Source organism: Ralstonia sp. 110700041-2 (assembly GCF_056280165.1).
Genome location: NZ_JBSFAI010000012.1, coordinates 34,787 through 56,238, shown reverse-complemented (window position 1 = coordinate 56,238; position 21,452 = coordinate 34,787). Strand labels below are relative to the sequence as shown.

The 21,452-nt window shown below is 64.7% G+C and carries 21 protein-coding genes; 16 read left to right on the top strand and 5 right to left on the bottom strand.

Annotation, left to right across the window (positions count from 1 at the left end):
• Positions 1-171: 171 nt before the first annotated feature.
• The gene (locus ACUXH0_RS18020; RefSeq protein ID WP_012436414.1) at positions 172-1,116 is read left to right on the top strand and encodes a LysR family transcriptional regulator; all 945 of its coding nucleotides are present in this window, start codon (positions 172-174) and stop codon (positions 1,114-1,116) included.
• Between the two features lie 60 nt (positions 1,117-1,176).
• Here ACUXH0_RS18020 and ACUXH0_RS18015 read toward each other — a convergent pair whose 3' ends face one another.
• From ACUXH0_RS18015 to gcvA, 4 genes are all read right to left on the bottom strand, one after another.
• A complete protein-coding gene (locus ACUXH0_RS18015) occupies positions 1,177-1,776 on the bottom strand; it encodes a YidB family protein (RefSeq protein WP_012436413.1) in 600 nt (199 codons plus the stop codon).
• 92 nt (positions 1,777-1,868) lie between these two features.
• Entirely contained in the window at positions 1,869-2,618 is a 750-nt protein-coding gene (locus tag ACUXH0_RS18010) for a 16S rRNA (uracil(1498)-N(3))-methyltransferase (protein WP_012436412.1), read from the bottom strand.
• A gap of 49 nt (positions 2,619-2,667) precedes the next feature.
• Positions 2,668-3,087 carry a VOC family protein gene (locus tag ACUXH0_RS18005; RefSeq protein ID WP_004632896.1) on the bottom strand — a complete coding sequence of 140 codons (420 nt, stop codon included), beginning with the start codon at positions 3,085-3,087 and terminating at the stop codon, positions 2,668-2,670.
• Positions 3,088-3,164: 77 nt separating this feature from the next.
• Complete coding sequence (gene gcvA, locus ACUXH0_RS18000) at positions 3,165-4,091, bottom strand: transcriptional regulator GcvA (RefSeq protein ID WP_012436411.1); 927 nt, start codon at positions 4,089-4,091, stop codon at positions 3,165-3,167.
• 175 nt (positions 4,092-4,266) lie between these two features.
• Here gcvA and ACUXH0_RS17995 point away from each other — a divergent pair, with 175 nt between their 5' ends.
• The 13 genes from ACUXH0_RS17995 to ACUXH0_RS17935 all read left to right on the top strand — a co-directional run bounded on the left by ACUXH0_RS17995 (position 4,267) and on the right by ACUXH0_RS17935 (position 19,160).
• A complete protein-coding gene (locus ACUXH0_RS17995; RefSeq protein ID WP_012436410.1) occupies positions 4,267-5,331 on the top strand; it encodes a porin in 1,065 nt (354 codons plus the stop codon).
• Between the two features lie 174 nt (positions 5,332-5,505).
• On the top strand, positions 5,506-6,519 hold the full coding sequence (locus ACUXH0_RS17990; RefSeq protein WP_012436409.1) for a 2-dehydro-3-deoxygalactonokinase: 1,014 nt from the start codon (positions 5,506-5,508) through the stop codon (positions 6,517-6,519).
• A gap of 76 nt (positions 6,520-6,595) precedes the next feature.
• Positions 6,596-7,600, top strand: coding sequence for an arabinose ABC transporter substrate-binding protein (locus ACUXH0_RS17985; RefSeq protein ID WP_004632890.1), 1,005 nt, complete (start codon positions 6,596-6,598; stop codon positions 7,598-7,600).
• Positions 7,601-7,633: 33 nt separating this feature from the next.
• Positions 7,634-9,169: an L-arabinose ABC transporter ATP-binding protein AraG gene (gene araG / locus ACUXH0_RS17980; RefSeq protein ID WP_012436408.1), complete on the top strand. Its 1,536-nt coding sequence runs from the start codon at positions 7,634-7,636 to the stop codon at positions 9,167-9,169.
• 77 nt (positions 9,170-9,246) lie between these two features.
• On the top strand, positions 9,247-10,194 hold the full coding sequence (gene araH / locus ACUXH0_RS17975; protein ID WP_249262918.1) for an L-arabinose ABC transporter permease AraH: 948 nt from the start codon (positions 9,247-9,249) through the stop codon (positions 10,192-10,194).
• A 10-nt stretch (positions 10,195-10,204) separates the two neighbouring features.
• Positions 10,205-11,119 (top strand): SMP-30/gluconolactonase/LRE family protein, encoded by a 915-nt coding sequence (locus ACUXH0_RS17970; protein ID WP_012436406.1) that lies wholly within the window; start codon positions 10,205-10,207, stop codon positions 11,117-11,119.
• Positions 11,100-11,984, top strand: a complete 885-nt coding sequence (locus tag ACUXH0_RS17965; RefSeq protein WP_012436405.1) for an aldose 1-epimerase — start codon at positions 11,100-11,102, stop codon at positions 11,982-11,984. Before ACUXH0_RS17970 ends, ACUXH0_RS17965 begins: the two co-directional genes overlap by 20 nt.
• Complete coding sequence (locus tag ACUXH0_RS17960) at positions 11,981-12,790, top strand: SDR family oxidoreductase (protein WP_182594453.1); 810 nt, start codon at positions 11,981-11,983, stop codon at positions 12,788-12,790. Before ACUXH0_RS17965 ends, ACUXH0_RS17960 begins: the two co-directional genes overlap by 4 nt.
• Positions 12,787-13,413, top strand: a complete 627-nt coding sequence (locus tag ACUXH0_RS17955; RefSeq protein WP_182594452.1) for a 2-dehydro-3-deoxy-6-phosphogalactonate aldolase — start codon at positions 12,787-12,789, stop codon at positions 13,411-13,413. The genes ACUXH0_RS17960 and ACUXH0_RS17955 overlap by 4 nt, the downstream gene beginning before the upstream one ends.
• Positions 13,414-13,433: 20 nt before the next feature.
• Entirely contained in the window at positions 13,434-14,582 is a 1,149-nt protein-coding gene (dgoD, locus tag ACUXH0_RS17950) for a galactonate dehydratase (protein ID WP_182594451.1), read from the top strand.
• A 115-nt stretch (positions 14,583-14,697) separates the two neighbouring features.
• Complete coding sequence (gene tkt, locus ACUXH0_RS17945; protein ID WP_004632874.1) at positions 14,698-16,713, top strand: transketolase; 2,016 nt, start codon at positions 14,698-14,700, stop codon at positions 16,711-16,713.
• A gap of 86 nt (positions 16,714-16,799) precedes the next feature.
• Positions 16,800-17,798 carry a type I glyceraldehyde-3-phosphate dehydrogenase gene (gap, locus tag ACUXH0_RS17940; protein ID WP_004632871.1) on the top strand — a complete coding sequence of 333 codons (999 nt, stop codon included), beginning with the start codon at positions 16,800-16,802 and terminating at the stop codon, positions 17,796-17,798.
• A gap of 318 nt (positions 17,799-18,116) precedes the next feature.
• On the top strand, positions 18,117-19,160 hold the full coding sequence (locus ACUXH0_RS17935; RefSeq protein WP_012436400.1) for a LysR family transcriptional regulator: 1,044 nt from the start codon (positions 18,117-18,119) through the stop codon (positions 19,158-19,160).
• A 72-nt stretch (positions 19,161-19,232) separates the two neighbouring features.
• On the opposite strand, the gene fur is transcribed toward ACUXH0_RS17935, so the two are convergent.
• A complete protein-coding gene (fur, locus tag ACUXH0_RS17930) occupies positions 19,233-19,664 on the bottom strand; it encodes a ferric iron uptake transcriptional regulator (RefSeq protein WP_004632868.1) in 432 nt (143 codons plus the stop codon).
• A 149-nt stretch (positions 19,665-19,813) separates the two neighbouring features.
• On the opposite strand from fur, the gene ACUXH0_RS17925 reads away from it, so the two are divergent.
• Positions 19,814-20,470 carry an outer membrane protein assembly factor BamE gene (locus ACUXH0_RS17925; protein WP_012436399.1) on the top strand — a complete coding sequence of 219 codons (657 nt, stop codon included), beginning with the start codon at positions 19,814-19,816 and terminating at the stop codon, positions 20,468-20,470.
• 106 nt (positions 20,471-20,576) lie between these two features.
• On the top strand, positions 20,577-21,368 hold the full coding sequence (gene dapB / locus ACUXH0_RS17920) for a 4-hydroxy-tetrahydrodipicolinate reductase (RefSeq protein ID WP_012436398.1): 792 nt from the start codon (positions 20,577-20,579) through the stop codon (positions 21,366-21,368).
• Positions 21,369-21,452: the final 84 nt, after the last annotated feature.

Below are 21,452 nucleotides of genomic sequence, written 5' to 3'. Positions count from 1 at the left end.
GAGGCGCGCGCGTCGACCGCAGCGCGGCACTCGCAGGGCGCGCGGCACGTCCGTTGTCTCCGGTGTGGTTGTGGTTTTTTGATCGGACCGAGTGTACGGAGCGCCCTGATATCCTTCCAATGAAATATTGGCCGCGACCGATATCCGATTTGATATCCCGAGGAAGACCCGATGTCGAACAGCCCCTGGTATGTCCGTGCGCGCCTGAAGACGCGGCAATTGCTGTTGCTGATTGCCCTTGCCGAGGAGGGCAACATCCACCGGGCGGCCGCCGCGCTCAACATGACGCAGCCCGCCGCCTCCAAGCTGCTGCGCGAGCTGGAGGCCATGCTGGATGTGCAACTGTTTGAGCGCATGCCGCGCGGCATGCGGCCCACGCGCTATGGCGACGCGCTGATCCGCCACGCGCGCGCAGTCGTCGGCAGCCTGGACCAGGCGCAGGAGGAAGTGCTCGGGCTCAAGGCGGGACACCTCGGGCACGTGGCGGTGGGCACCATCACCTCGCCGGGCGTGCGGCTGTTGCCGCCGGTGGTGGCGCAGATCACGCGCGAGCATCCGGGGCTGCGGGTGTCGCTGGAAATCGAAAGCAGCAACGTGTTGTTGGAACGACTGGCGCAGGACAAGCTCGACCTGGTGGTCGGTCGCCTGTTTGCCGAGCACGACAAGCTGCATCTGCGCTACGAGCCGCTGGCCGACGAACCGGTGGTTGCGGTGGCGCGGCCGGGGCATCCGCTGCTGGCAGAACCGTCGCTGACCTTGGCCGATGTGCAGCCGGCCACCTGGGTGGTGCCACCCATCGGCAGCGTTCTGCGCCACCGGTTCGATTTGATGTTCCAGCGGGAGAGCCTGACAGCGCCGTCCAGCGTGGTGGAAACCTCCGCGTTGCTGTTCCTGACGCGCATCCTTGAGCAGAGCGACATGCTGGCCGTGATCGGCACCGACGTCGCGCAGTACTACGCGTCGTATCGGATGCTGGCGATTCTTCCGATAGCGATGCCGTGCCAGATGGACGATTTCGGCATCATCACGCGCACCGACCGGTTGCTGTCTCCGGCTGCGCTGCATGTGGTGCAGGCGCTGCACGAAGCAGGCCGAATGGCCTACAGCGCGGGTTGAATGCCAGCGCAAAAAAAGAAAAGCCCGCAATTGCGGGCTTTTTCTGTGCGGCGATGACGTTCAGGCCGCCGGCACTGCGCCCTGCGGCGTGAGGTGGTTGACCGCTTCGGGCAGGCCTTCAGCGAGGTGGTTGGCGAGGTCGCCTTCGCTGATGCCCAGGTGGGCGGCCAGTTTCGACACCTCCTCCAACGCACCTGTGCCGCTCAGTGCCTGCGTGATCTGCTCGCCCGACACCGGCAAGTTCTGACCATTGCCGATCCACGATTTCACCTGTTCGCCCAGGCCGGCTTGCTCCAGGATCTGCTGCAGCGGCCCGAGGCCACCCACCGCTGCCTGATCAGCATTGGTGTTGCCGCCGCCCAGCAAACCGCCAAGCAGACCGCCAAGGCCACCCGCTCCGCCAGCGCCGCCGAGCAGGCCGCCCAGCGCGCCGGCACCGCCTGCCGCACCCAGCAGGCCACCGAGCGAACCGAACAGGCCGCCGCCCTGATCTTCCTGGCCTTGCGGCGCGGCCGCATCGCCCGCGCCTTGCGACTTGTGCTTCATCGCCAGGTAGGCCAGCACGCCCATGGCGAGCAGCACTTTCTTGTTGCCCAGCAAAGACGATTGCGCGCCGCTGGCGTCATTGCCGCCGCCGAGAATCGAATCGAGTAGACCCATGATGAAGCTCCTTTGGTCAATGGCGGGCACGGGGGAAAGGCCCACCGGTGGGATCAAACGGCCAGTAACGGTCAGTGTTTCGTCGTCAGAACCTAGAACTCGCCGAGCACGGCGTGCAGCGCGGAGACGGCCACAAGCGCCGCCGATTCCGTTCTCAGAATACGTCGTCCAAGTGTCAGTGGTAAGAAACCGGCGGCCTCGGCAAGTGCTTCCTCGTCGGGCGAAAGCCCGCCTTCGGGGCCGATCAGCAGCACGATGCCGCTGCCTACGATGCGCGTGCGCGATTGCACGGCCCACTGCGTGAGCGATTGCGCGCCGCGCGGTGACAGCAACACGCGCGGCGCGTCGGTGGACTTGGCGGTGGCAAGCCATTCGCGCAGCGTGGCGACGGGTGCGACCACCGGCACGCGGGCTCTGCCGCACTGCTCGCAGGCCGCTTGCACCAATGCCTGCCAGTGCTGCACGCGCTTGACGGCACGCTCGCCGGAGAGTCGCACCACGCCGCGTTCGGTCTGCAGCGGCGCGACGGCATTGACGCCCAGTTCGACGGCCTTCTCGATCAGCCAATCCATCTTGTCGCCGCCGGCAATGCCTTGCGCGAGCGTGATGGCGTAGCGCGCCTCGGTGTCGGGCTGCGTGGCGTCGACAAGGCTGGCGGTGGCGTCGCGCTTGTTGATGGCGTCGAGCCGTGCACGAAATTCGTAGCCGGAGCCATCGAACAGGCAGATGTCATCGCCAGCGGCCAGGCGCAGCACGTGGATGTGGCGTGTGACGGACTCGTCCAGCGTGACGGTGGTGTTGGGGGCCAGCGGCGTGTCGACGAAAAAACGGGGAAGCCCCATTACAGCAATCCTTGTGGTGAATCGGTCAGGCGATCGAGCGATGGAGCGATCAGGCCGCTGCGGGGCGGCAGGCGAGGCCCCAGCGATAGCCGTCGGGATCGCGCACGGCGGCGTAGCGCTCGCCCCAGAAGGCATCGTGCGGCGCCATGATGGACGCGGCGCCCTGGTCGAGCGCGTTCTGATACACGGTGTCGACGTCGTCGCAATACAGGTGGAAGCTCTGCGGGCATTCAAAGCCCGCGCCGGCCGGGGCTTTCGCGGTGGAGCCAAAGACGCCTTCGGGCGCAAACATCAGCATGAGCTGGCCCTGGTAGGTCATCTCGACGTGGATCGGGCGGCCATGGTCGTGCATTTCATCCTGCACATCAAAACCGAACGCGTTGCGATAGAAGGCGATGGCGGCCGAGGCGTCGCGCACGGTCAGGTACGGGACCAGCCACGGGGTGTTGGCGGGGCGGGGGAAGCTCATGGCGGGCTCCTTCTTCGGCGCGGTGCAACCAGGGACGAGTAGTGTAGAGCGCCCGCCACGCCACAATCAAAAAGAAATCAAAACACCTCGCTTGCCGGGGGCTGGTTGCGTGCGCGGCCGCCGCCGCGTGCAACCTCGTCGACGAGCCACTGGCGGAACAGTGCAAAGCCTGCGTGCTCGGCCGCCTGGTGCGGATGGATCAGGTAGTACGACAGGCGCAGCGAGGCTTCGGTCGCCAGTGGGCGCATCAGGCGTCCGGCGGCGATGTCGTATTCGACGAGAATGCCCTGCCCGAGCGCCACGCCCTGGCCGTCAATGGCCGCCTGCAGCGCCATCAACGCCTCGGAAAACGCCGGCCCGCGCGTGGCATCAATCTGGGGTACGCCCACCTCGTCGAGCCATTGCCGCCATGTCGGATGGTGCGCGAGATGGCGTCCGCCGCGCTCGTGCAGGAGCGTCTGTGTGGCCAGGTCCTGCGGCATCCGGATCGCGGCCTGCAGCGTGGCATTGCATACCGGAAAGAAGTCGGTGGAGGTGAACCACTCGACGCGCAGATTGGGTGCGTTGACTTGCCGGTCATCAATGCAGAGATCGAACTGGCCGTGGTCCTGCACATCGGCGGTCGACACCTCGACGCGCACGTGCGGGTGCTGGTTGAAGAAGCGGTACAGCCGCGGCACCAGCCATTTGGCGCCGAAGGTTGGGGGCACGGCCACGCGCAGGGGCGCATCGGCGGTGTCCATCAACAGGTCGGTGGCTTGTTCGAGCGCACGCAGCGCGTCCCGCACGCGGGGCAGGTAGTTGTCGCCCGCGTCTGTGAGCGTGAGCTGGTTGTTGCGGCGTGCGAAGAGCTTCTTGCCCAGATGATCTTCGAGCTGCTTGATCTGGTGGCTGACGGCGGCGTTGGTCACGCAAAGCTCATCCGCAGCCCGGCTGAAGCTCAGGTGACGGCCCGCGACTTCAAAGACGCGCAATGCATTAAGGGGAGGGAGGCGCCGTGGCATGCGTTCTCGTTAAGAAAAATTTAACGTCTCACGAAGAATTTGTAGTTTGCCACGTTAAGGCTGCCCCAACTACAAATGCGCCTGGGGACGGTGACGATGCCTGGTGCGTGCCTCCAGCGATCTCAAACCACGCGACGCACCGGACCCCGCCTACAAAAACATTTCAGGAGACGTCATGAATCGAACCACCGCTGTTCGCGGGATGCTGGCGTGCGGCCTTGCGCTCGCTGGCTGGACCGCTCCCGCCCTCGCACAAACCAGCGTCACGCTGTACGGCCGCGTCGCCAGCGGCATCGACTACCAGAACAACGTCGCCCCCACCGCGACCTCGCCGGGCGGCAGCCTCTGGCGCGCCGCCGACAACCAGTGGGGGACCAGCATGTTCGGATTCATGGGCAAGGAGGATCTGGGCGGTGGTCTGCAGGCGGTCTTCCGGCTCGAATCCGGCTTCGGCGCAGCCCAGGGCAAAACCAATGGCGATGCGCTGTTCAACCGCCGTTCGTACGTCGGCCTGTCCAGCCCCACCTGGGGCACGTTGACTGCGGGCAAGAACCTCTTCATCAGCAACGACGTCTGGTTCCTCGACCCGACCGGCCAGCAGTTCATCGGCTCGGCCACGCTCGTGCGCGGGCGCAACTGGCCGGGTGCCAACAACATCGTCGAATACCAGAGCCCGACCTGGGGCGGCTTCCAGATCGGTCTGCAGACCGGCCTGGGCGAGCAGCCGGGCTCCTTCACGAACAGCCGGCGCGATGGCGTGTCTGCTGTCTACTCCGCCGGTCCGCTGGAAGTGCGCGCGATTTACGACGTGATCCGCGACGGCAACGGCAAGTTCAGCGACATCTTCAACTTCTCGAAGGAAGCGACGGTCGGCGGTACGTACACGATCGGCAAGGCGAAGCTGTTTGCCGTGTATGAAAACCTGTCGGCCCCGGATGCCGCAGCCGGCGCCCCGACCAAGGCGAACCATTATTGGCTGGGCATCAACTACGAACTCACGCCGGCGCTGACGCTGATCGGCGCGGCCTACCGCGTCAACGTGAACCACGGTGGCGGCAACGCCAACCTGTTCATGGCCGGCGCAAACTACAACCTGTCCAAGCGCACGATGCTGTACGCGAGCGTGGGCACCGTGCAGAACAGCGCCACCGCCAACTTCTCGGTAGAAGCGACCAACAACAACCCGGCGCCGGGCAAGAACCAGCTGGGTGCCTATACGGGTATCGTTCACTCGTTCTAAAAAACCGCTCATGATCGTGGTGCGCACCCCCAACTTGACCCCGCGATGCTGCTGTTTCCAGATGACGTCCTCATGAGCGGCGGCAATTCTCAAGTCAACCTGGGGCCGCCCGCTGCGGCTCATGGATGGTTTTAACCCGGGCCGCGTCCCAAGTCACACCAAGCAATGCCACGCATGAACATCCTCACCATCGATACCGGTACCACCAACACACGCGTCACGGTCTGGCGCGATGACGTTGCGCTTTGCCAGGCTGCGCGCCAGGTTGGTGTGCGCGATACCGCCATCACCGGCAACCGGACGACGCTGCAGCGCGGCGTGCAAGACACGATTGACGCTGCGCTGCAGAAGGCCGGTTTCGGCATGGGCCAGGTCGACTTGGTGCTGGCCTCCGGCATGATCACCTCCAACGTTGGCCTGCACGAAGTCCCGCACCTGATCGCGCCGGCCGGCCTGCGCGACCTGGCGGCCGGGATGGTGCAGGCGAGCATTCCCGAGGTGTGCCCTCAGCCAATCTGGTTCGTGCCGGGCGTACGCAATCCGGTGGACAACCTCGGCCTGCACAACATCGAGTCGATGGACATGATGCGCGGCGAAGAGGTCGAGACCATGGGTTTGGTCTCGCGCCTCGGCATCACGGAGCCGGCGGTGATCGTGCTGCCCGGGTCGCACTCGAAGTTCGTGCATCTGGACGCCGACCAGCGCATCACCGGCTGTGTGACCACGCTGGCCGGCGAGCTGCTCCACGTGATTACCCACAACACCATCCTGGCCGACGCGCTCGACTCGGACTTTGCCACCGAGGTCGATCCGGAAATGTTGCTGTCCGGCGCGCGCAGCGCCAGCAGCATCGGACTGGGGCGCGCCTGCTTCATGGTGCGCACGCTGGGCCAGTTCACGATCTACGAGCGCAATGCGCGGGCCAACTTCCTGCTGGGCGCGGTGCTGGGCGCGGATTTGCTCACGCTCAAGAACAGCAGCGCGATCCGCATGAACCCGGGCACGCAGTTCGTCATCACGGGCAAGCCGCTGCTGCGCGAAGCGCTGGCCGTGCTGGTGTCGGACGACGATTTCTTCTCGGGCAAGGTCACCGTCACCAGCAGTGAACAGCAGGAGCACCTGGCCGGCAGCGGCGCGATCGCCATCGCACGCGAGCGCGGCCTGGTCAAAACCTTGAAGGTGGCGTGAGCCCGGCGCACACGCCATCCCTCTTTCATCCAACGCAGAACAGATGCCGCAATGACGGTATCGCAAGGAGACAAACATGCAACAACAACGACGCGGGACATTCAAGGCCATTGCGGCTGCCACGCTGTTTGCCATGGCCGGCGGCCTTTCAGTGTTTGCCCATGCAGCCGATGACGTGAAGATCGGTTTCCTGGTCAAGCAGCCCGAAGAGCCGTGGTTCCAGGATGAGTGGAAGTTCGCAGACCAGGCCGCCAAGGAGAAGGGCTTCAAGCTGGTAAAGATCGGCGTGCCCAGCGGCGGCGAAGTGCTGACGGCCATCGACAACCTGGGCGCGCAGCACGCGCAGGGTTTCGTGATCTGCGTGCCCGACGTGAAGCTCGGACCTGCAGTCGTGGCCAAGGCCAAACAGAACAACCTCAAGCTGATGACGGTGGATGACCGTTTGGTGGATGGCGCCGGCAAGCCCATCGAAGCCGTGCCGCACATGGGCATCTCGGCCACGAAGATCGGCGAGCAGGTGGGCGATGCCATCGCGCAGGAGATGAAGAAGCGCGGCTGGAACCTGTCGGAGGTCGGCGCCATTCGCATCGCCTACGACCAGCTGCCGACCGCCAAGGAGCGCACCGACGGTGCAGTCGCCGCGCTCAGCAAGGCGGGCTTCCCGGCCGCCAACGTGCTGACCAGCCCGCAGGCCAAGACGGATACCGAAGCCGCCTTCAACGCCGCCAACATCACCCTGACCAAGAACCCGAAGTTCAAGCACTGGATTGCCTTCGGCCTGAATGACGAAGCCGTGCTGGGTGCCGTGCGCGCAGCGGAAGGCCACGGCGTGAAGCCGGCGGACATCATCGGGGTAGGTATCGGCGGCAGCCAGTCTGCGCTCAACGAGTTTGCCAAGCCCGAGAAGACCGGCTTCTTCGGCACCGTGCTGATTAGCCCGAAGCGCCACGGCTATGAAACCTCGCTCAACATGTACGAGTGGGTCAAGAGCAACAAGGCGCCGGACCCGCTCATCCTGACCAGCGGCCGCCTGATGACGCGCGACAACGAAAAGGCCGTCCGCCAAGAGATGGGTTTGTGATCTTGCGGATACCGTTGTTGAAGGAGACTTGCCATGTCGGCGTTTCTTGAGTTTCGTGGCATCAGCAAGGTGTTTCCGGGTGTGCGGGCGCTGTCCGATGTGTCGTTCGGCATCGAATGCGGTCGCGTGCACGGCTTGCTGGGCGAGAACGGCGCGGGCAAGTCGACGCTGTTGAAGATTCTGGGCGGCGACTATCAGCCCGATGGCGGGCAGATCGTCGTGGAGGGAAAGCCGACGGCGTTCCCGACGACGCGCGCGGCGCTGGATGCCGGTATTGCCGTCATCCATCAGGAACTGCAGACGGTGCCCGAGCTGACGGTGATGGACAACCTGCTGCTGGGCCACCTGCCGGCCAGCGGCGGGTTCATCCGTCAGCGCGAGGCGATGGCCTGGACGCGCGAGCAGCTCGGCCGCATCGGCGTCGATCTGGACCCGCGCGCCAAGCTGAAACACCTGTCGATCGGGCAGCGCCAGATGGTCGAGATCTGCAAGGCGATCCTGCGCGATGCGCGCGTCATTGCGCTGGACGAGCCGACGAGTTCGCTGTCGATCCGCGAGACCGACATTCTGTTCCGCCTTGTGAAAGACCTGCGCGCGCAGGGCCGGGCGCTGATCTACATCTCGCACCGTCTCGATGAGATTTTCGAGCTGTGCGATGGCTGCACGATCTTCCGCGACGGCCGCAAGGTGGCGGATTTCCCGTCGATGGCCAACGTCACGCGCGACGAGCTGGTGGCGCAGATGGTCGGCCGCCAGATCGACGACATCTTCGATTACCGCGCGCGCCCGCTTGGCGACGTGCGCTTGCAGGTGGATGGCCTGATGGGCCCGAAGCTGGCTGAACCGGCAAGCCTGTTCGTACGCCGCGGCGAGATCGTCGGCCTGTTCGGGCTGGTGGGCGCGGGGCGTTCGGAACTCGCGCGATTGATTTACGGCGCTGATCGCAAGACGGCGGGCAGTCTTACGCTCGACGGCGCGCCAATCCGCATCCGCGACGTGGCCGACGCCATCCGCCAAGGCATCGTGCTGTGCCCGGAAGACCGCAAGGAAGAAGGCATCATCGGCTGCCGCTCGGTGTCGGAAAACATCAACATCAGTTGCCGGCGCAACCAGCGTCGCTTCGGCCTGTTCGTCAACGACAAGCAGGAAGCGAAGACGGCCGACCACTACATCACGCGCCTGCGCATCAAGACACCCAACCGCGAGCAGCCGATCCGCCTGCTGTCGGGCGGCAACCAGCAGAAGGCGATCCTGGCCCGCTGGCTGGCGGAAGACGACATGCGCGTGCTCATCATCGACGAGCCGACGCGCGGCATCGACGTTGGCGCCAAGAACGAGATTTACCAGGTGCTGTACGAGCTGGCCGAACGCGGCGTGGCCGTGCTGATGATTTCCAGCGAGCTGCCGGAAATTCTGGGTGTGGCCGATCGCGTGCTCGTGATGAGCGAAGGCCGCATCGCCGGCGAACTGCCGCGCGAACAGGCCAACGAGCAAGCCGTGCTCAAGCTCGCACTGCGACCTGAATCTGCGCCGCTGCCATCTGCACCGCAGCCGCCGCTGGCTGCCTGAGAACCCCGGAGTCCAAGATGTCCCAGTCTCAACCCCTGCAACATTCCGATGCCGTCGCCGCATCGGCACGCTCTGCCATGAACAAGACGCGCCTGCTTCGCCTGCTGGACGATTTCAGCCTGCCGCTGATCTTCGCCATTCTCTTTGCCGCGCTGTCGTTCTCGGTCGAGTATTTCTTCTCGTGGCAGAACATGGTCGGCCTTGCGCTGTCGGTCTCGCAGATCGGCATGGTCGCCTGCACGATGATGTTCTGTCTGGCGTCGCGTGATTTCGATCTGTCGATCGGCTCCACGGTGGCGTTTGCCGGCGTGCTCTGCGCGATGATCATCAATGCCACCGGCAGCATCGCACTCGGCATTGGCGCCAGCCTGGTGGCAGGCGCGATCATCGGCGGCATCAATGGTTTCGTGATCGCCAAGCTGAAGATCAATGCGCTGATCACCACGCTGGCCACGATGGAAATCGTGCGCGGCCTCGCCTTCATCGCCTCGCATGGGCAGGCGGTGGGCGTGTCCGACATGGATTTCTTCGACCTCGGCAACACCATCTTTTTTGGTGTGCCGACGCCGGTGTGGGTCGCGGCGCTGTGCTTCGTGGTGTTTGGTGTCCTGCTCAACAAGACAATCTACGGCCGCAATACGCTGGCGATCGGCGGCAACCCTGAAGCGGCGCGGCTGGCCGGCGTGAACGTCAACATGACGCGCATCGTCATCTTCCTGATCCAGGGCGTGATTGCCGCGCTGGCCGGTGTGATTCTGGCGGCGCGCATCACCAGCGGCCAGCCGAATGCGGCGCAAGGCTTTGAGCTGAACGTGATCTCGGCCTGCGTGCTGGGCGGCGTGTCGCTGCTGGGCGGCCGCGCGACCATCAGCGGGGTGCTGGTCGGCGTGCTGATCATGGGCACCGTGCAGAACGCGATGAACCTGCTGAACATCGACGCGTTCTATCAGTACCTCGTGCGCGGCGCGATTCTGCTGGCAGCGGTGCTGGTCGACCAGTTGAAGAACCGCGGCGGCCGTGAGTGAGGCCGTGCAGATGACAACCGCAACCACGCTGTCCGATCTGCGCTGTACGCTGGGCGAAGGCATTGTCTGGGACAACGCCCTGCGCGTGCTCTGGTGGACCGACATCCAGGAATCGCTGCTGTGGCAGCACGATCCGGCGACGGGGCAGGAGCGCCAATGGCCGCTGCCACAACGCGTGGGTTCTTTCGTGCTGACGGACGAGCCAGGCGTGCTGATCCTGGGCCTTGCCAAAAACATCGCCCGCTTCGACACGCGTACCGGCGCGCTCACGCTGCTGGCCGACGTCGAGCCCGACAACCCGACCACGCGCGTCAATGACGGCCGTGCCGACCGCTCCGGAAACTACGTCTTCGGCACCATGCACGAAGGCGGCCCGGAACCGACCGGCAGCTTCTATCGCTTCACGCCCGTGGGCACGCTGCAACGCCTTGCGCTGCCGCACATCGCCATCGCCAATAGCATCGCCTTCAGTCCCGACGGCGCGACCCTGTATTGGTGCGATACGAGCAGCCGGCGCATCCACGCGTGCGATTACGAGGGGCAGACGGGCCAAGTCGCCAATATTCGCGTCTTCGCCGATCTGCGCGGCCAGGATGCGGATGGCGCGCACAAAGGCTCACCCGATGGCTCCACCGTCGACGCAGACGGCTGCCTGTGGAATGCAGAGTGGGGCGGCAACCGGCTGACGCGCTACGCGCCAGACGGGCGCGTGCTGGCGCGCGTTTCCGTGCCGGCATCGCAGCCGACATGTCCGGCATTTGGCGGCGAGGCGCTCGACACGCTGTATCTGACGACGGCGCGCGATGGCTTGTCGGCGCGCCGCTTGGCGGAAGACGTGAATGCCGGCGCGACGTTCCGGCTTGCCGTGCCGGACGTACGCGGATTGCCGGAGGGCCGCTTCGGCCATGCCTACGTTGCAGCTTGAAAACGGCGTACTGCGCGCCGAGGTGTTGCCCGAGGCCGGCGGCGGGTTGCTGCGTTTCGATCTGTTGCGCGATGGCGCTGTGATGCCCATCTTTCGTCCGGGCGAGACAGACGCCGCGCTGCGCGATACGAGAACGCTGGCCTGTTATCCGCTGGTGCCGTGGTCCAACCGCATCGGCGGCGGGCAGTTCCCGTTCCGGGGGCGGACCATCGAAGTGCCGCGCACGCGTGGCGACGAGCCGTATCCGCTGCATGGTCACGGCTGGCTGATGCCGTGGCACCCAGTCTCGCAGACAGCCACGTCGGTCGAACTCGCTGCGATGGTCGATCACGGCCGCCCGTTCCGCTATCTCGCGTTGCAGCGCTATGTGCTGGCAGGCAACACGCTGAATATCGCGCTGACGGTACGCAACGAAGGCTCACCGCTGCCATTCGGGCTGGGCGTGCATCCGTTTTTCCCCCGCACGCCCGATGTCCAGTTGCGCGCGGGAGCCACGGCCATGTGGCAATCCGCGCCGGACTATCTGCCGACGGTCCTGAACGCGCCATCGGCAGATGCAGACTTTCGCAAGCTGCGGAAGCTGGACGCCAGCGCCGCCATCAATCACAGCTTTGAAGGCTGGGATGGCCGCGCCGAAATCGTCTGGCCCAGCCGCCGCGTGTCTGTGGGCATCACCGCCGATACGTCGCGCTATGTGTTGTACACGCCGGTTGCGTACGACTTCTTCTGCTTCGAGCCGGTCGACCACGCGATCAATGCGCACAACCTGCCGGGCTTGCCGCAAGACCACGGCCTGACCATTCTCGGCACCGGGCAGAGCTTGCAGCGCAGCTATCAATTCACCGTGAATCAACCCAACGCATGACTGCTTCTCCGATGTCTTTTCCGCCGCGTCTTGCTGGCAAGGTCGCCTTGGTAACGGGCGCCACGCAGGGCATTGGCGGTGCGATCGCCAAGCTGTTCGCGCAGCACGGCGCGCGCGTGATCGTCAACGCGCTGATCCGTGACGCGCGCGCCGAAGCCTTTGCCGCCGAAATTGGCAACAGCGTTGGCAACGACGACAACATCCTCCTCGTGCAAGCCGACGTGCGCGACCGTGCGCAGATCGACGCGATGGTCGCTGCCGGCGTCGAGCGCTTTGGCGGCATCGACGTGCTGGTCAACAACGCCGGCATCAACGTGTTTTCCGATCCGCTCAAGTTGAGCGAGGGCGACTGGGCGCGCTGCCTTTCCGTCGATCTGGAAGGCGCGTGGCACTGCGCGCGCGCCGTGCTGCCGCACATGCTGGCGCGCGGGGCGGGCAGCATCGTGAACATTGCCTCGGTGCATGGGCACAAGATCATTCCCGGCGCGTTTCCGTATCCGGTGGCCAAGCATGGGCTGATCGGGCTCACGCGGGCGCTGGGCATCGAATATGCGGCGCGCGGTATCCGCGTCAATTCGATCTCGCCGGGACTGATCCTCACGCCGATTGCCGAGGCCGGCTTTGCCGCCGCGCCTGACCCCGAAGCCGAACGCCGCCGCCAGGCCGAGCTGCTGCCGTGCAAGCGCATCGGCGCGCCCGAAGAGGTGGCCTACACCGCGCTGTTCCTCGCTTCCGACGAGGCGCGTTTCATCAACGCGACCGACATCCTCATCGATGGCGGCCGCTCGCAGCTCTATCAGGAATGACCTGGACAACCCACCTTCCGCTGATCGCCATCCTGCGCGGCATCCGGCCTGACGAGGTGCTCGCGCACACGCAGGCGCTGGTCGATGCGGGTTTCGATGCCATCGAGATTCCGCTCAACTCGCCCGACTGGGCGCAGAGCGTGCAACTTGCCGCGCGCGCCTTCGGTGAACGCGCATTGATCGGCGCAGGCACCGTGCTGCGCCCCGAAGACGTTGACCTGATGGTCGCGGCGGGCGGCAAGCTGATCGTCACGCCCAACACGCATGCGCCTGTGATCCGCGCCGCCGCACAGGCCGGGCTCGTCACCTGCATCGGCTGCATGACCGCCACCGAGGCTTTTGCCGCGCTCGACGCGGGCGCGCAGGCGCTGAAGATCTTCCCGGCCGGCGCGCTCGGCCCGGGCTACGTGCGCGCGCTCAAGGCCGTGCTGCCCGCCGAGGTGCCGGTGTTTGCCGTCGGTGGCATCACGCCGGAGAACCTCGCCGATTACCTTGCCGCCGGCTGCATCGGCGCAGGCCTCGGCAGCGACCTGTATCGCCCGGGCCAGCCCGTCGAGCGCACCGCCGAACGCGCGCGCGCCTTCGTCACCGCCTACCGCAGCGCCCAATCCGACCGCACTTGAACGCACCATCGATTCGATCCATGAAAATCACCCGCCTGACCACGTACCGCCTGCCGCCGCGCTGGATGTTCCTGAAAGTCGAGACCGACGAGGGCGTCACCGGCTGGGGCGAACCCGTTATCGAAGGCCGTGCGCGCACAGTGGAAGCGGCGGTGCACGAGCTGTCCGACTACCTCATCGGCCAAGACCCGAGTCGCATCAACGACCTATGGCAGACCATGTACCGCGCGGGTTTCTACCGCGGCGGCCCGATCCTGATGAGTGCCATTGCCGGCATCGACCAGGCGCTGTGGGACATCAAGGGCAAGGTGCTGGGCGTGCCGGTGTACGAACTGCTTGGCGGCCTCGTGCGCGACAAGATGCGCACCTACAGCTGGGTGGGCGGCGATCGCCCGGCCGACGTGATTGCCGGCATGAAGGCGCTGCAGGCCGGCGGCTTCGACCACTTCAAGCTCAACGGCTGCGAAGAGATGGGCATCATCGACACCTCGCGCGCCGTGGATGCCGCGGTGGCGAAGGTTGCCGAGATCCGCTCGGCGTTCGGCAACACCGTCGAATTCGGGCTGGATTTTCACGGTCGCGTTTCTGCGCCGATGGCCAAGGTGCTCATCAAGGAGTTGGAGCCGTACCGCCCGCTGTTTATCGAAGAACCGGTGCTTGCCGAGCAGGCTGAAACCTACGCCCGCCTGGCCGCCCACACCCAACTGCCTATCGCTGCCGGCGAGCGCATGTTCTCGCGCTTCGACTTCAAGCGCGTGCTGGAAGCGGGCGGGGTGTCGATCCTGCAGCCGGACCTGTCTCACGCCGGCGGCATTACTGAATGCGTGAAGATCGCCGCAATGGCCGAGGCCTACGATGTGGCGCTGGCGCCGCATTGCCCGCTCGGCCCCATCGCGCTGGCCGCCTGCCTGCACGTGGATTTCGTCAGCTGGAACGCCACGTTGCAGGAACAGAGCATGGGCATCCACTACAACAAGGGCGCCGAACTGCTCGATTACGTGCGAAACAAGGCCGATTTTGCTCTGGAAGGCGGGTATATCCGCCCGCCGCGCCTGCCCGGCCTGGGCGTGGACATCGACGAGGCGCTGGTCATCGAACGCAGCAAGGAAGCCCCCGACTGGCGCAACCCGGTGTGGCGCCACGCCGACGGTTCTGTCGCGGAGTGGTAAGCCGGGCGGGGGAGGGGACGTCGTAGCACGTTTTACTGACCGCGATCACCCCAGCCGGGTCATCCCCGTCTGGTAAAATTGCGGTTTTCCCGCCTATCTCCTGCCGCAGGTTCGCATGACCGCCCCCGCCCTCCACTCGAACACCACCCAGCCTACCCAGTTAATGGCCAACGCCATTCGCGTGCTCGCCATGGACGCCGTCCAGCAGGCCAATTCGGGCCACCCCGGCGCGCCGATGGGCATGGCGGATATCGCCGTGGCACTGTGGAGCCGCCACCTGCGCCACAACCCGCTGAACCCGCGCTGGCCTGATCGTGACCGTTTCGTGCTGTCCAACGGCCATGGCTCGATGCTGATCTACGCGCTGCTGCACCTCACCGGCTACGACCTGCCGATGTCGGAACTGAAGAATTTCCGCCAGCTGCACAGCAAGACCGCCGGCCACCCGGAATACGGCATCACCCCGGGCGTGGAAACCACCACCGGCCCGCTCGGCCAAGGCATCACCAACGCCGTCGGCATGGCCCTGGCTGAACGTCTGCTGGGTCAGGAATTCAATCGCCCGGGCTTTGACATCGTCAACCATCACACCTATGTCTTCCTGGGCGACGGCTGCCTGATGGAAGGCATCAGCCACGAAGCCTGCTCGCTGGCCGGCACGCTCAAGCTGAACAAGCTGATCGCGCTGTGGGACGACAACGGCATCTCGATCGACGGCGACGTCGTCCACTGGTTCAACGACGACACCCCGAAGCGCTTCGAAGCCTACGGCTGGAACGTGATCCGCGCCGTGGACGGCCACAACGTTGACGCCGTGGACGCCGCCATTGCCGAGGCCAAGAAGTCCGACAAGCCGACCCTGATCTGCTGCCGCACGCTCATCGGCAAGGGTGCGCCCAACAAGGAAGGCGGCCACGACGTGCATGGCGCCCCGCTGGGCGGCGTTGAAATCGCCGCTGCGCGCGAAGCGCTGGCTTGGCCGCACGCCCCGTTCGAAGTCCCGCAAGCCGTGTACGACGCCTGGGATGCCAAAGGACAGGGCCAGGCGCTGGAAAAGGCGTGGAACGCGCTGTTCGATGCATATTCCGACCGCTACCCCGCCGAAGCCGAACAATTCGAGCGCCGCATGCGCGGCGAACTGCCCGCCAGCTTCGAAAAGGCCGTCGACGAGTTCATCGAGAAATGCGAACTCAAGGCTGAGACCATCGCCACCCGCAAGGCCAGCCAGAACACGCTTGAAGCCTACGCCCCGGTCCTGGGCGAGCTGCTGGGCGGCTCGGCCGATCTGACCGGTTCGAACCTGACCAACTGGAGCGGCAGCAAGGCCGTGCGCGTGGATGCCTGGGGCAACCACATCAACTACGGCGTGCGTGAGTTCGGCATGAGCGCCATCATGAACGGCATCGCGCTGCACGGCGGCTACATTCCGTACGGCGGCACGTTCCTGACGTTCTCCGACTACAGCCGCAACGCGCTGCGCATGGCCGCGCTGATGAAGATCCGCTCGATCTTCGTCTTCACGCACGATTCCATCGGCCTGGGCGAAGACGGCCCGACGCACCAGTCCATCGAGCACGTTGCCAGCCTGCGCCTGATCCCGAACATGGATGTCTGGCGCACCGCCGACACGACCGAAACCGCCGTTGCCTGGGCCGCTGCCATCGAGCGCCAGAACGGCCCGAGCTGCCTGATCTTCAGCCGCCAGAACCTGCCGTTCCAGGCGCGCAACCCGGCCACGCGCGAAGCCATCGCGCGCGGCGGCTATGTGCTGCGCGATGCGGCCAACGGCAAGCCGGACGTGGTCATCATCGCCACCGGCTCGGAAGTTGGCCTGGCGGTCGGTGCAGCAGACCAGCTCGCCGCCGAGGGAATCCACGCGCGCGTGGTTTCCGTGCCCGCCACCACCGTGTTCGATAAACAGGATTCGGCCTACAAGGCGAGCGTGCTGCCGGCCGGCGTGCCGCGCATCGCCGTGGAAGCGGGCGTGACCGATTTCTGGTGGAAGTACCAGGTACAAGCCGTGGTCGGTATCGACACGTTCGGTGAATCCGCCCCGGCAGGTGTGCTGTTCAAGCACTTCGGCTTCACCGTCGAGAACGTGGTGAACACCGCCAAGAGCGTCATTGCTTAACTGAATTTGCGCACGCGGCACCTACGAGGTGCCGCGCTGGTTTTTATCGCATCGTCGATTTCTTTTCTGCTATCAGGAGACTGACCATGACCATCAAGATCGGCATCAACGGCTTCGGCCGCATCGGACGCATGGTGTTCCGCGCCGCCGCCGCCAACTTCAAGGACATCGAAGTTGTTGCCATCAACGACCTGCTCGAGCCCGACTACCTGGCGTACATGCTGAAGTATGACTCGGTGCACGGCCGCTTCGACGGTGAAGTGTCGGTCGACGGCAACACGCTCGTCGTCAACGGCAAGAAGATCCGCCTGACCGCCGTGAAGGATCCGTCCGAGCTGAAGTGGGGCGAAGTCGGCGCCGACGTGGTGATCGAATCGACCGGCATCTTCCTGACCAAGGAAGGCGCGCAGAAGCACATCGACGCGGGCGCCAAGAAGGTGATCATGTCGGCCCCGTCGAAGGACGACACCCCGATGTTCGTGTATGGCGTGAACCACGAAACGTACAAGGGCGAGGCGATCATCTCCAACGCTTCGTGCACGACCAACTGCCTCGCACCGGTTGCCAAGGTGCTGAACGACAAGTGGGGCATCAAGCGCGGCCTGATGACGACCGTGCACGCTGCCACTGCCACGCAGAAGACCGTTGACGGCCCGTCCAACAAGGACTGGCGCGGCGGCCGCGGCATCCTGGAAAACATCATCCCGTCGTCCACTGGCGCCGCCAAGGCCGTGGGCGTGGTGATTCCGCAGCTGAACAAGAAGCTGACCGGCATGTCGTTCCGCGTGCCGACCTCGGATGTGTCGGTCGTCGACCTGACCGTCGAGCTGGAAAGCGCCGCCACGTACGCTGAAATCTGCGCCGAAATGAAGGCACAGAGCGAAGGCCCGCTGAAGGGCGTGCTCGGCTACACCGAAGACAAGGTCGTCGCTACGGATTTCCGCGGCGATGCACGCACCTCCATCTTCGACGCCGAAGCCGGCATCGCACTGGATGGCACCTTCATCAAGGTCGTGAGCTGGTACGACAACGAGTGGGGCTATTCGAACAAGTGCCTGGAAATGGCACGTGTGGTGGGCAAGTAATCCAACCCACTTAGCAGTCGAAAGAGAACGCGCCTTCGGGCGCGTTTTTTCATAGGCCTGCGGCCCGGGTGAGGTGTCTCCCCAAAACGTTGTCGCTTGGGTACAAATCGATGTTTGTTATGGACTGGAACGAAAACGTTTGCGAATTGGCAAATTTCGAATTCGGGCTACAGGAATTCGCTTTGAAAATCGGGTTGCAGTCCGTACACTGAACAAATACTACATTGTGATGTGGCGGGGCTTTTACGTCGCGTCCGGCCCATTGCCTCGGCAATGGTTGCCTTTCCAGTCTCCAACGTGTTCGAGCCAAGGCGTCCCATGGTCAACGTCGATACCAAGCTGCTGGTGATTTTTGTTGAGCTGCTCAGCAAGCGCAACGCCACCTACGTGGCCGAAAAGATGCACATGACCGCACCGGCTGTCTCGCATTCGCTGGGCCGTCTGCGCGAAATCTTCGACGATCCCCTCTTCATCCGTGTTCCGCACGGCCTGACGCCCACGCCCAAGGCGCTTGAGCTGGGCCCGAAGGTGCGCGAGATGCTCGACCTGTGGGCCGCCATCAACGAAGGCGATATCGCCACGTTTGACCCGGCCGAAGCCACCGGCACGTTCAACGTGAGCTTTGCCGGCACGCTGGGCGATGCGCTGTTCGATCGCTTCCTGCTGCGCATCAAGCGTCTGGCGCCGGCATTGCAGGTGCGCCTGACGGAGTCGTCCTCGTGGGAAGCCGATGTGGCCGCTATGCGCGCGAACGAGCTGGATCTGGCGTTCTCGCCGTTCCCCACGCGCCACCCCGAGATCATGGAAGAGGTCGTGACCTCCTTCAACATGTGGGTTTGCGCACGCAAGGACCACCCGATCCTCGGCGATCGCTGCACGCTCGAGCAATACCTGGACTGCGAGCACATCTTCATCGCGCAGGGCAGCCCGGGCAGCCGTGTCGCGCCGTCGCTCATTCCGCTGGATTACGCCTTGCAGCAGCGCGGCCTCAAGCGCAATTCGACCATGACGGTGCATAGCTGGCGCACGCAAGGCGAAGTGGCTGCCCAGACCGACATGATCTTCACGGTCAATTCGCTGATGAAGGATATGGTCTGCAAGATGTACGACCTCAACGCGTTTCCGCTACCGGCGGAGCTGGAAACCGTGCTCGGCCTCAACATGCTGTGGCACCGCAGCCGCAACACGCATCCGATGCTGGTGTGGGCGCGACAGCTCTTCAAGCAGGTCGTGGCCGAATACACCGGCCAGGCGTCGGGCGCTCCGACCCATCCGCCCATGCAGGCCAACGAACACGGCAAGGCCGAGAAGGGCGGCCAGGGCGACGCAGAAAAGGAGGGCGAGACGCGGCTGTCCGCCTGACATTCGTCGTCTCTCCGCTCCAATGAAAAACGGCCGCAGATGATGCGGCCGTTTCTTTTTTGCGACGCTGCTTCAGCGCTTTGGCCGATGCGGGCAGGCTTCCTTCGTGCAATTGCCATAGAGCGACAGCGCGTGCTCCTGCAGCGCAAAGCCGCGCGCACGTGCAATGCTCTGCTGGCGCTGTTCGATCTCGGCATCGAAAAATTCTTCCACGCGGCCGCAGTCGAGGCACACCAGGTGATCGTGGTGCTTGCCCTCGTTGAGTTCGTAGATCGCCTTGCCGGATTCGAAGTTGTTGCGTGACAGCAGCCCCGCTTGCTCGAACTGCGTCAGCACGCGATAGACGGTGGCCAGGCCAATGTCCATGTGCTCGGCGAGCAGGATGCGGTACACGTCTTCGGCGCTCATGTGGCGCTCTTCGCTGGTCTGAAAGATCTCGAGGATCTTCAACCGCGGCACCGTGGCTTTCAGACCGATGTTCTTGAGGTCTGCAGGACTCGGCATGCGCCAGGCTCCCTAGAGTACAATGTTCGGATTCCAATCATAAGGGTTTTGGCGGCAAAAGTCCTACTGACGGGCCTGCACAATGTGCCTGGCCGCCGCCGATTCCTCCTGTACCGGCATGTCCGGAACCGTTTGAAGGCCGATCGCTCATGACCTTTCCCTTTGCGCGCAGTCCTGTCCATTTTGCCAACGTCGCCCGTCGCGGCGGCCTGTTGGTGGGTGCCATGCTCGCCGCGTCGGCGTTGCTGGCCGGATGCGGCACCTATGACAGCACCACGCGCAAGATCGCCAATGCCATCACGCCGTATCGCATCGATATCGTGCAAGGCAATTTCGTCTCGCGAGAACAGGCTGCACAACTCAAGGAAGGCATGACGCGTGACCAGGTGCGCTTTGTACTCGGTACGCCACTGTTGACCGATATGTTCCATGCCAACCGCTGGGATTACATCTTTTCGTTCAAGCGCGGCAACACGGCCGTTGTGCAGGAACGCAAGCTGACCGTGTGGTTTGATGGCGAACGCCTCGCCAAGTGGGTGGGCGCTGATGAGCTGCCGTCCGAATCGGAGCTGATCTCTGAGATCGACGGCATCAAACGCCCGAAGAAGGATGCCGCGCAAGCCGCTGCTGCTGCGGGTGCCGCACCGGCAGCGCGCGCTCCGTCGATCCCGTCGGCTGAGGTGACTGACCGCGTGCAATCGACCGCCGGCTCCAAAAACAGTGTTGACGTGACGCTGCCGGAGCGCCGCACGGGCGGTGGCGGCACCGACACCAGCGTTCCGCCGCCGGCTACGACGTCGCCCTGAGCGCCCAGGCATCGGCACACCATCTTCGAGCGAGCGGCGGACGGGTTCCGCCGCTTGTGCGTTTGACAGACCGTTTTCTCTTTTGCAGCTTTTCGCTTCCACCGACATGAAAATTGCGATTGCAGGCGCCTCGGGCCGCATGGGCCAGATGCTGATCGACACCGTACTGCGCACGCCCGGCGTGACGCTGGGCGCTGCGCTGGACCGCCCAGGCAGCGACGCCGTGGGCCAGGACGCCGGCGTCAAGCTGGGCAAGACCACCGGCGTGATTGTGACCGACGACGTGCGTGCGGGGCTTTCGCAAGCCGACGTGCTGATCGACTTCACGCGTCCTGATGCAACGCTCAATCACCTGAACGTGGCCCGTGAGCTGGGCACCGCGGTGGTCATCGGTACAACCGGCTTCACGGCCGAGCAGAAGGCCAGCTTCAAGACCTACGGCGAGTCGATCGGCGTGGTCTGGGCACCGAACATGAGCGTGGGCGTGAACGCGACGTTCAAGCTGATCGAAGTCGCCGCCAAGATCCTGGCGCAGGGCTACGACGTCGAAATCATCGAGGCGCATCACAAGCACAAGATCGACGCGCCGTCGGGCACCGCGCTCAAGATGGGCGAGATCGTGGCCGAGGCGCAGGGCACCAAGCTGGCTGATCGCGCAGTGTACGCCCGAGAAGGGGAGACCGGCCCGCGGGAGCTTGGCACCATCGGTTTTGCCACCGTGCGTGGCGGTGACATCGTGGGCGACCACACCGTGCTGTTTGCTGGCGACGGCGAGCGCATCGAAATCACGCATCGCTCCAACACCCGCCAGTCGTATGCCGAAGGTGCAGTGCGTGCTGCGGTTTACGTGGCTGGCAAGAAAGGCTTGTACGACATGAACGACGTGCTCGGCCTGTAAATCAGGCGGGCAGGAAAGGGCGCCGGCAGGCCTGTCCGGCGCCCTTTTTTTCTCCGCTCGCGATCGCCCGGATGGCGCGGGTGG

Bases quoted from the DNA above. Each gene is read 5' to 3' on its own strand.
- dgoD (WP_182594451.1), top strand. From the start codon at position 13,434: ATGAAAATCACCCGCCTGACCACGTACCGCCTGCCGCCGCGCTGGATG.
- ACUXH0_RS17960 (WP_182594453.1), top strand. From the start codon at position 11,981: ATGACTGCTTCTCCGATGTCTTTTCCGCCGCGTCTTGCTGGCAAGGTC.
- ACUXH0_RS17955 (WP_182594452.1), top strand. From the start codon at position 12,787: ATGACCTGGACAACCCACCTTCCGCTGATCGCCATCCTGCGCGGCATC.
- ACUXH0_RS18010 (WP_012436412.1), bottom strand. From the start codon at position 2,618: ATGGGGCTTCCCCGTTTTTTCGTCGACACGCCGCTGGCCCCCAACACC.
- gcvA (WP_012436411.1), bottom strand. From the start codon at position 4,091: ATGCCACGGCGCCTCCCTCCCCTTAATGCATTGCGCGTCTTTGAAGTC.
- ACUXH0_RS17985 (WP_004632890.1), top strand. From the start codon at position 6,596: ATGCAACAACAACGACGCGGGACATTCAAGGCCATTGCGGCTGCCACG.
- ACUXH0_RS18015 (WP_012436413.1), bottom strand. From the start codon at position 1,776: ATGGGTCTACTCGATTCGATTCTCGGCGGCGGCAATGACGCCAGCGGC.
- ACUXH0_RS17965 (WP_012436405.1), top strand. From the start codon at position 11,100: ATGCCTACGTTGCAGCTTGAAAACGGCGTACTGCGCGCCGAGGTGTTG.
- ACUXH0_RS18020 (WP_012436414.1), top strand. From the start codon at position 172: ATGTCGAACAGCCCCTGGTATGTCCGTGCGCGCCTGAAGACGCGGCAA.
- ACUXH0_RS17995 (WP_012436410.1), top strand. From the start codon at position 4,267: ATGAATCGAACCACCGCTGTTCGCGGGATGCTGGCGTGCGGCCTTGCG.
- araG (WP_012436408.1), top strand. From the start codon at position 7,634: ATGTCGGCGTTTCTTGAGTTTCGTGGCATCAGCAAGGTGTTTCCGGGT.
- ACUXH0_RS18005 (WP_004632896.1), bottom strand. From the start codon at position 3,087: ATGAGCTTCCCCCGCCCCGCCAACACCCCGTGGCTGGTCCCGTACCTG.
- araH (WP_249262918.1), top strand. From the start codon at position 9,247: ATGAACAAGACGCGCCTGCTTCGCCTGCTGGACGATTTCAGCCTGCCG.
- tkt (WP_004632874.1), top strand. From the start codon at position 14,698: ATGACCGCCCCCGCCCTCCACTCGAACACCACCCAGCCTACCCAGTTA.
- ACUXH0_RS17925 (WP_012436399.1), top strand. From the start codon at position 19,814: ATGACCTTTCCCTTTGCGCGCAGTCCTGTCCATTTTGCCAACGTCGCC.
- gap (WP_004632871.1), top strand. From the start codon at position 16,800: ATGACCATCAAGATCGGCATCAACGGCTTCGGCCGCATCGGACGCATG.
- ACUXH0_RS17970 (WP_012436406.1), top strand. From the start codon at position 10,205: ATGACAACCGCAACCACGCTGTCCGATCTGCGCTGTACGCTGGGCGAA.
- dapB (WP_012436398.1), top strand. From the start codon at position 20,577: ATGAAAATTGCGATTGCAGGCGCCTCGGGCCGCATGGGCCAGATGCTG.
- ACUXH0_RS17935 (WP_012436400.1), top strand. From the start codon at position 18,117: ATGGTCAACGTCGATACCAAGCTGCTGGTGATTTTTGTTGAGCTGCTC.
- ACUXH0_RS17990 (WP_012436409.1), top strand. From the start codon at position 5,506: ATGAACATCCTCACCATCGATACCGGTACCACCAACACACGCGTCACG.
- fur (WP_004632868.1), bottom strand. From the start codon at position 19,664: ATGCCGAGTCCTGCAGACCTCAAGAACATCGGTCTGAAAGCCACGGTG.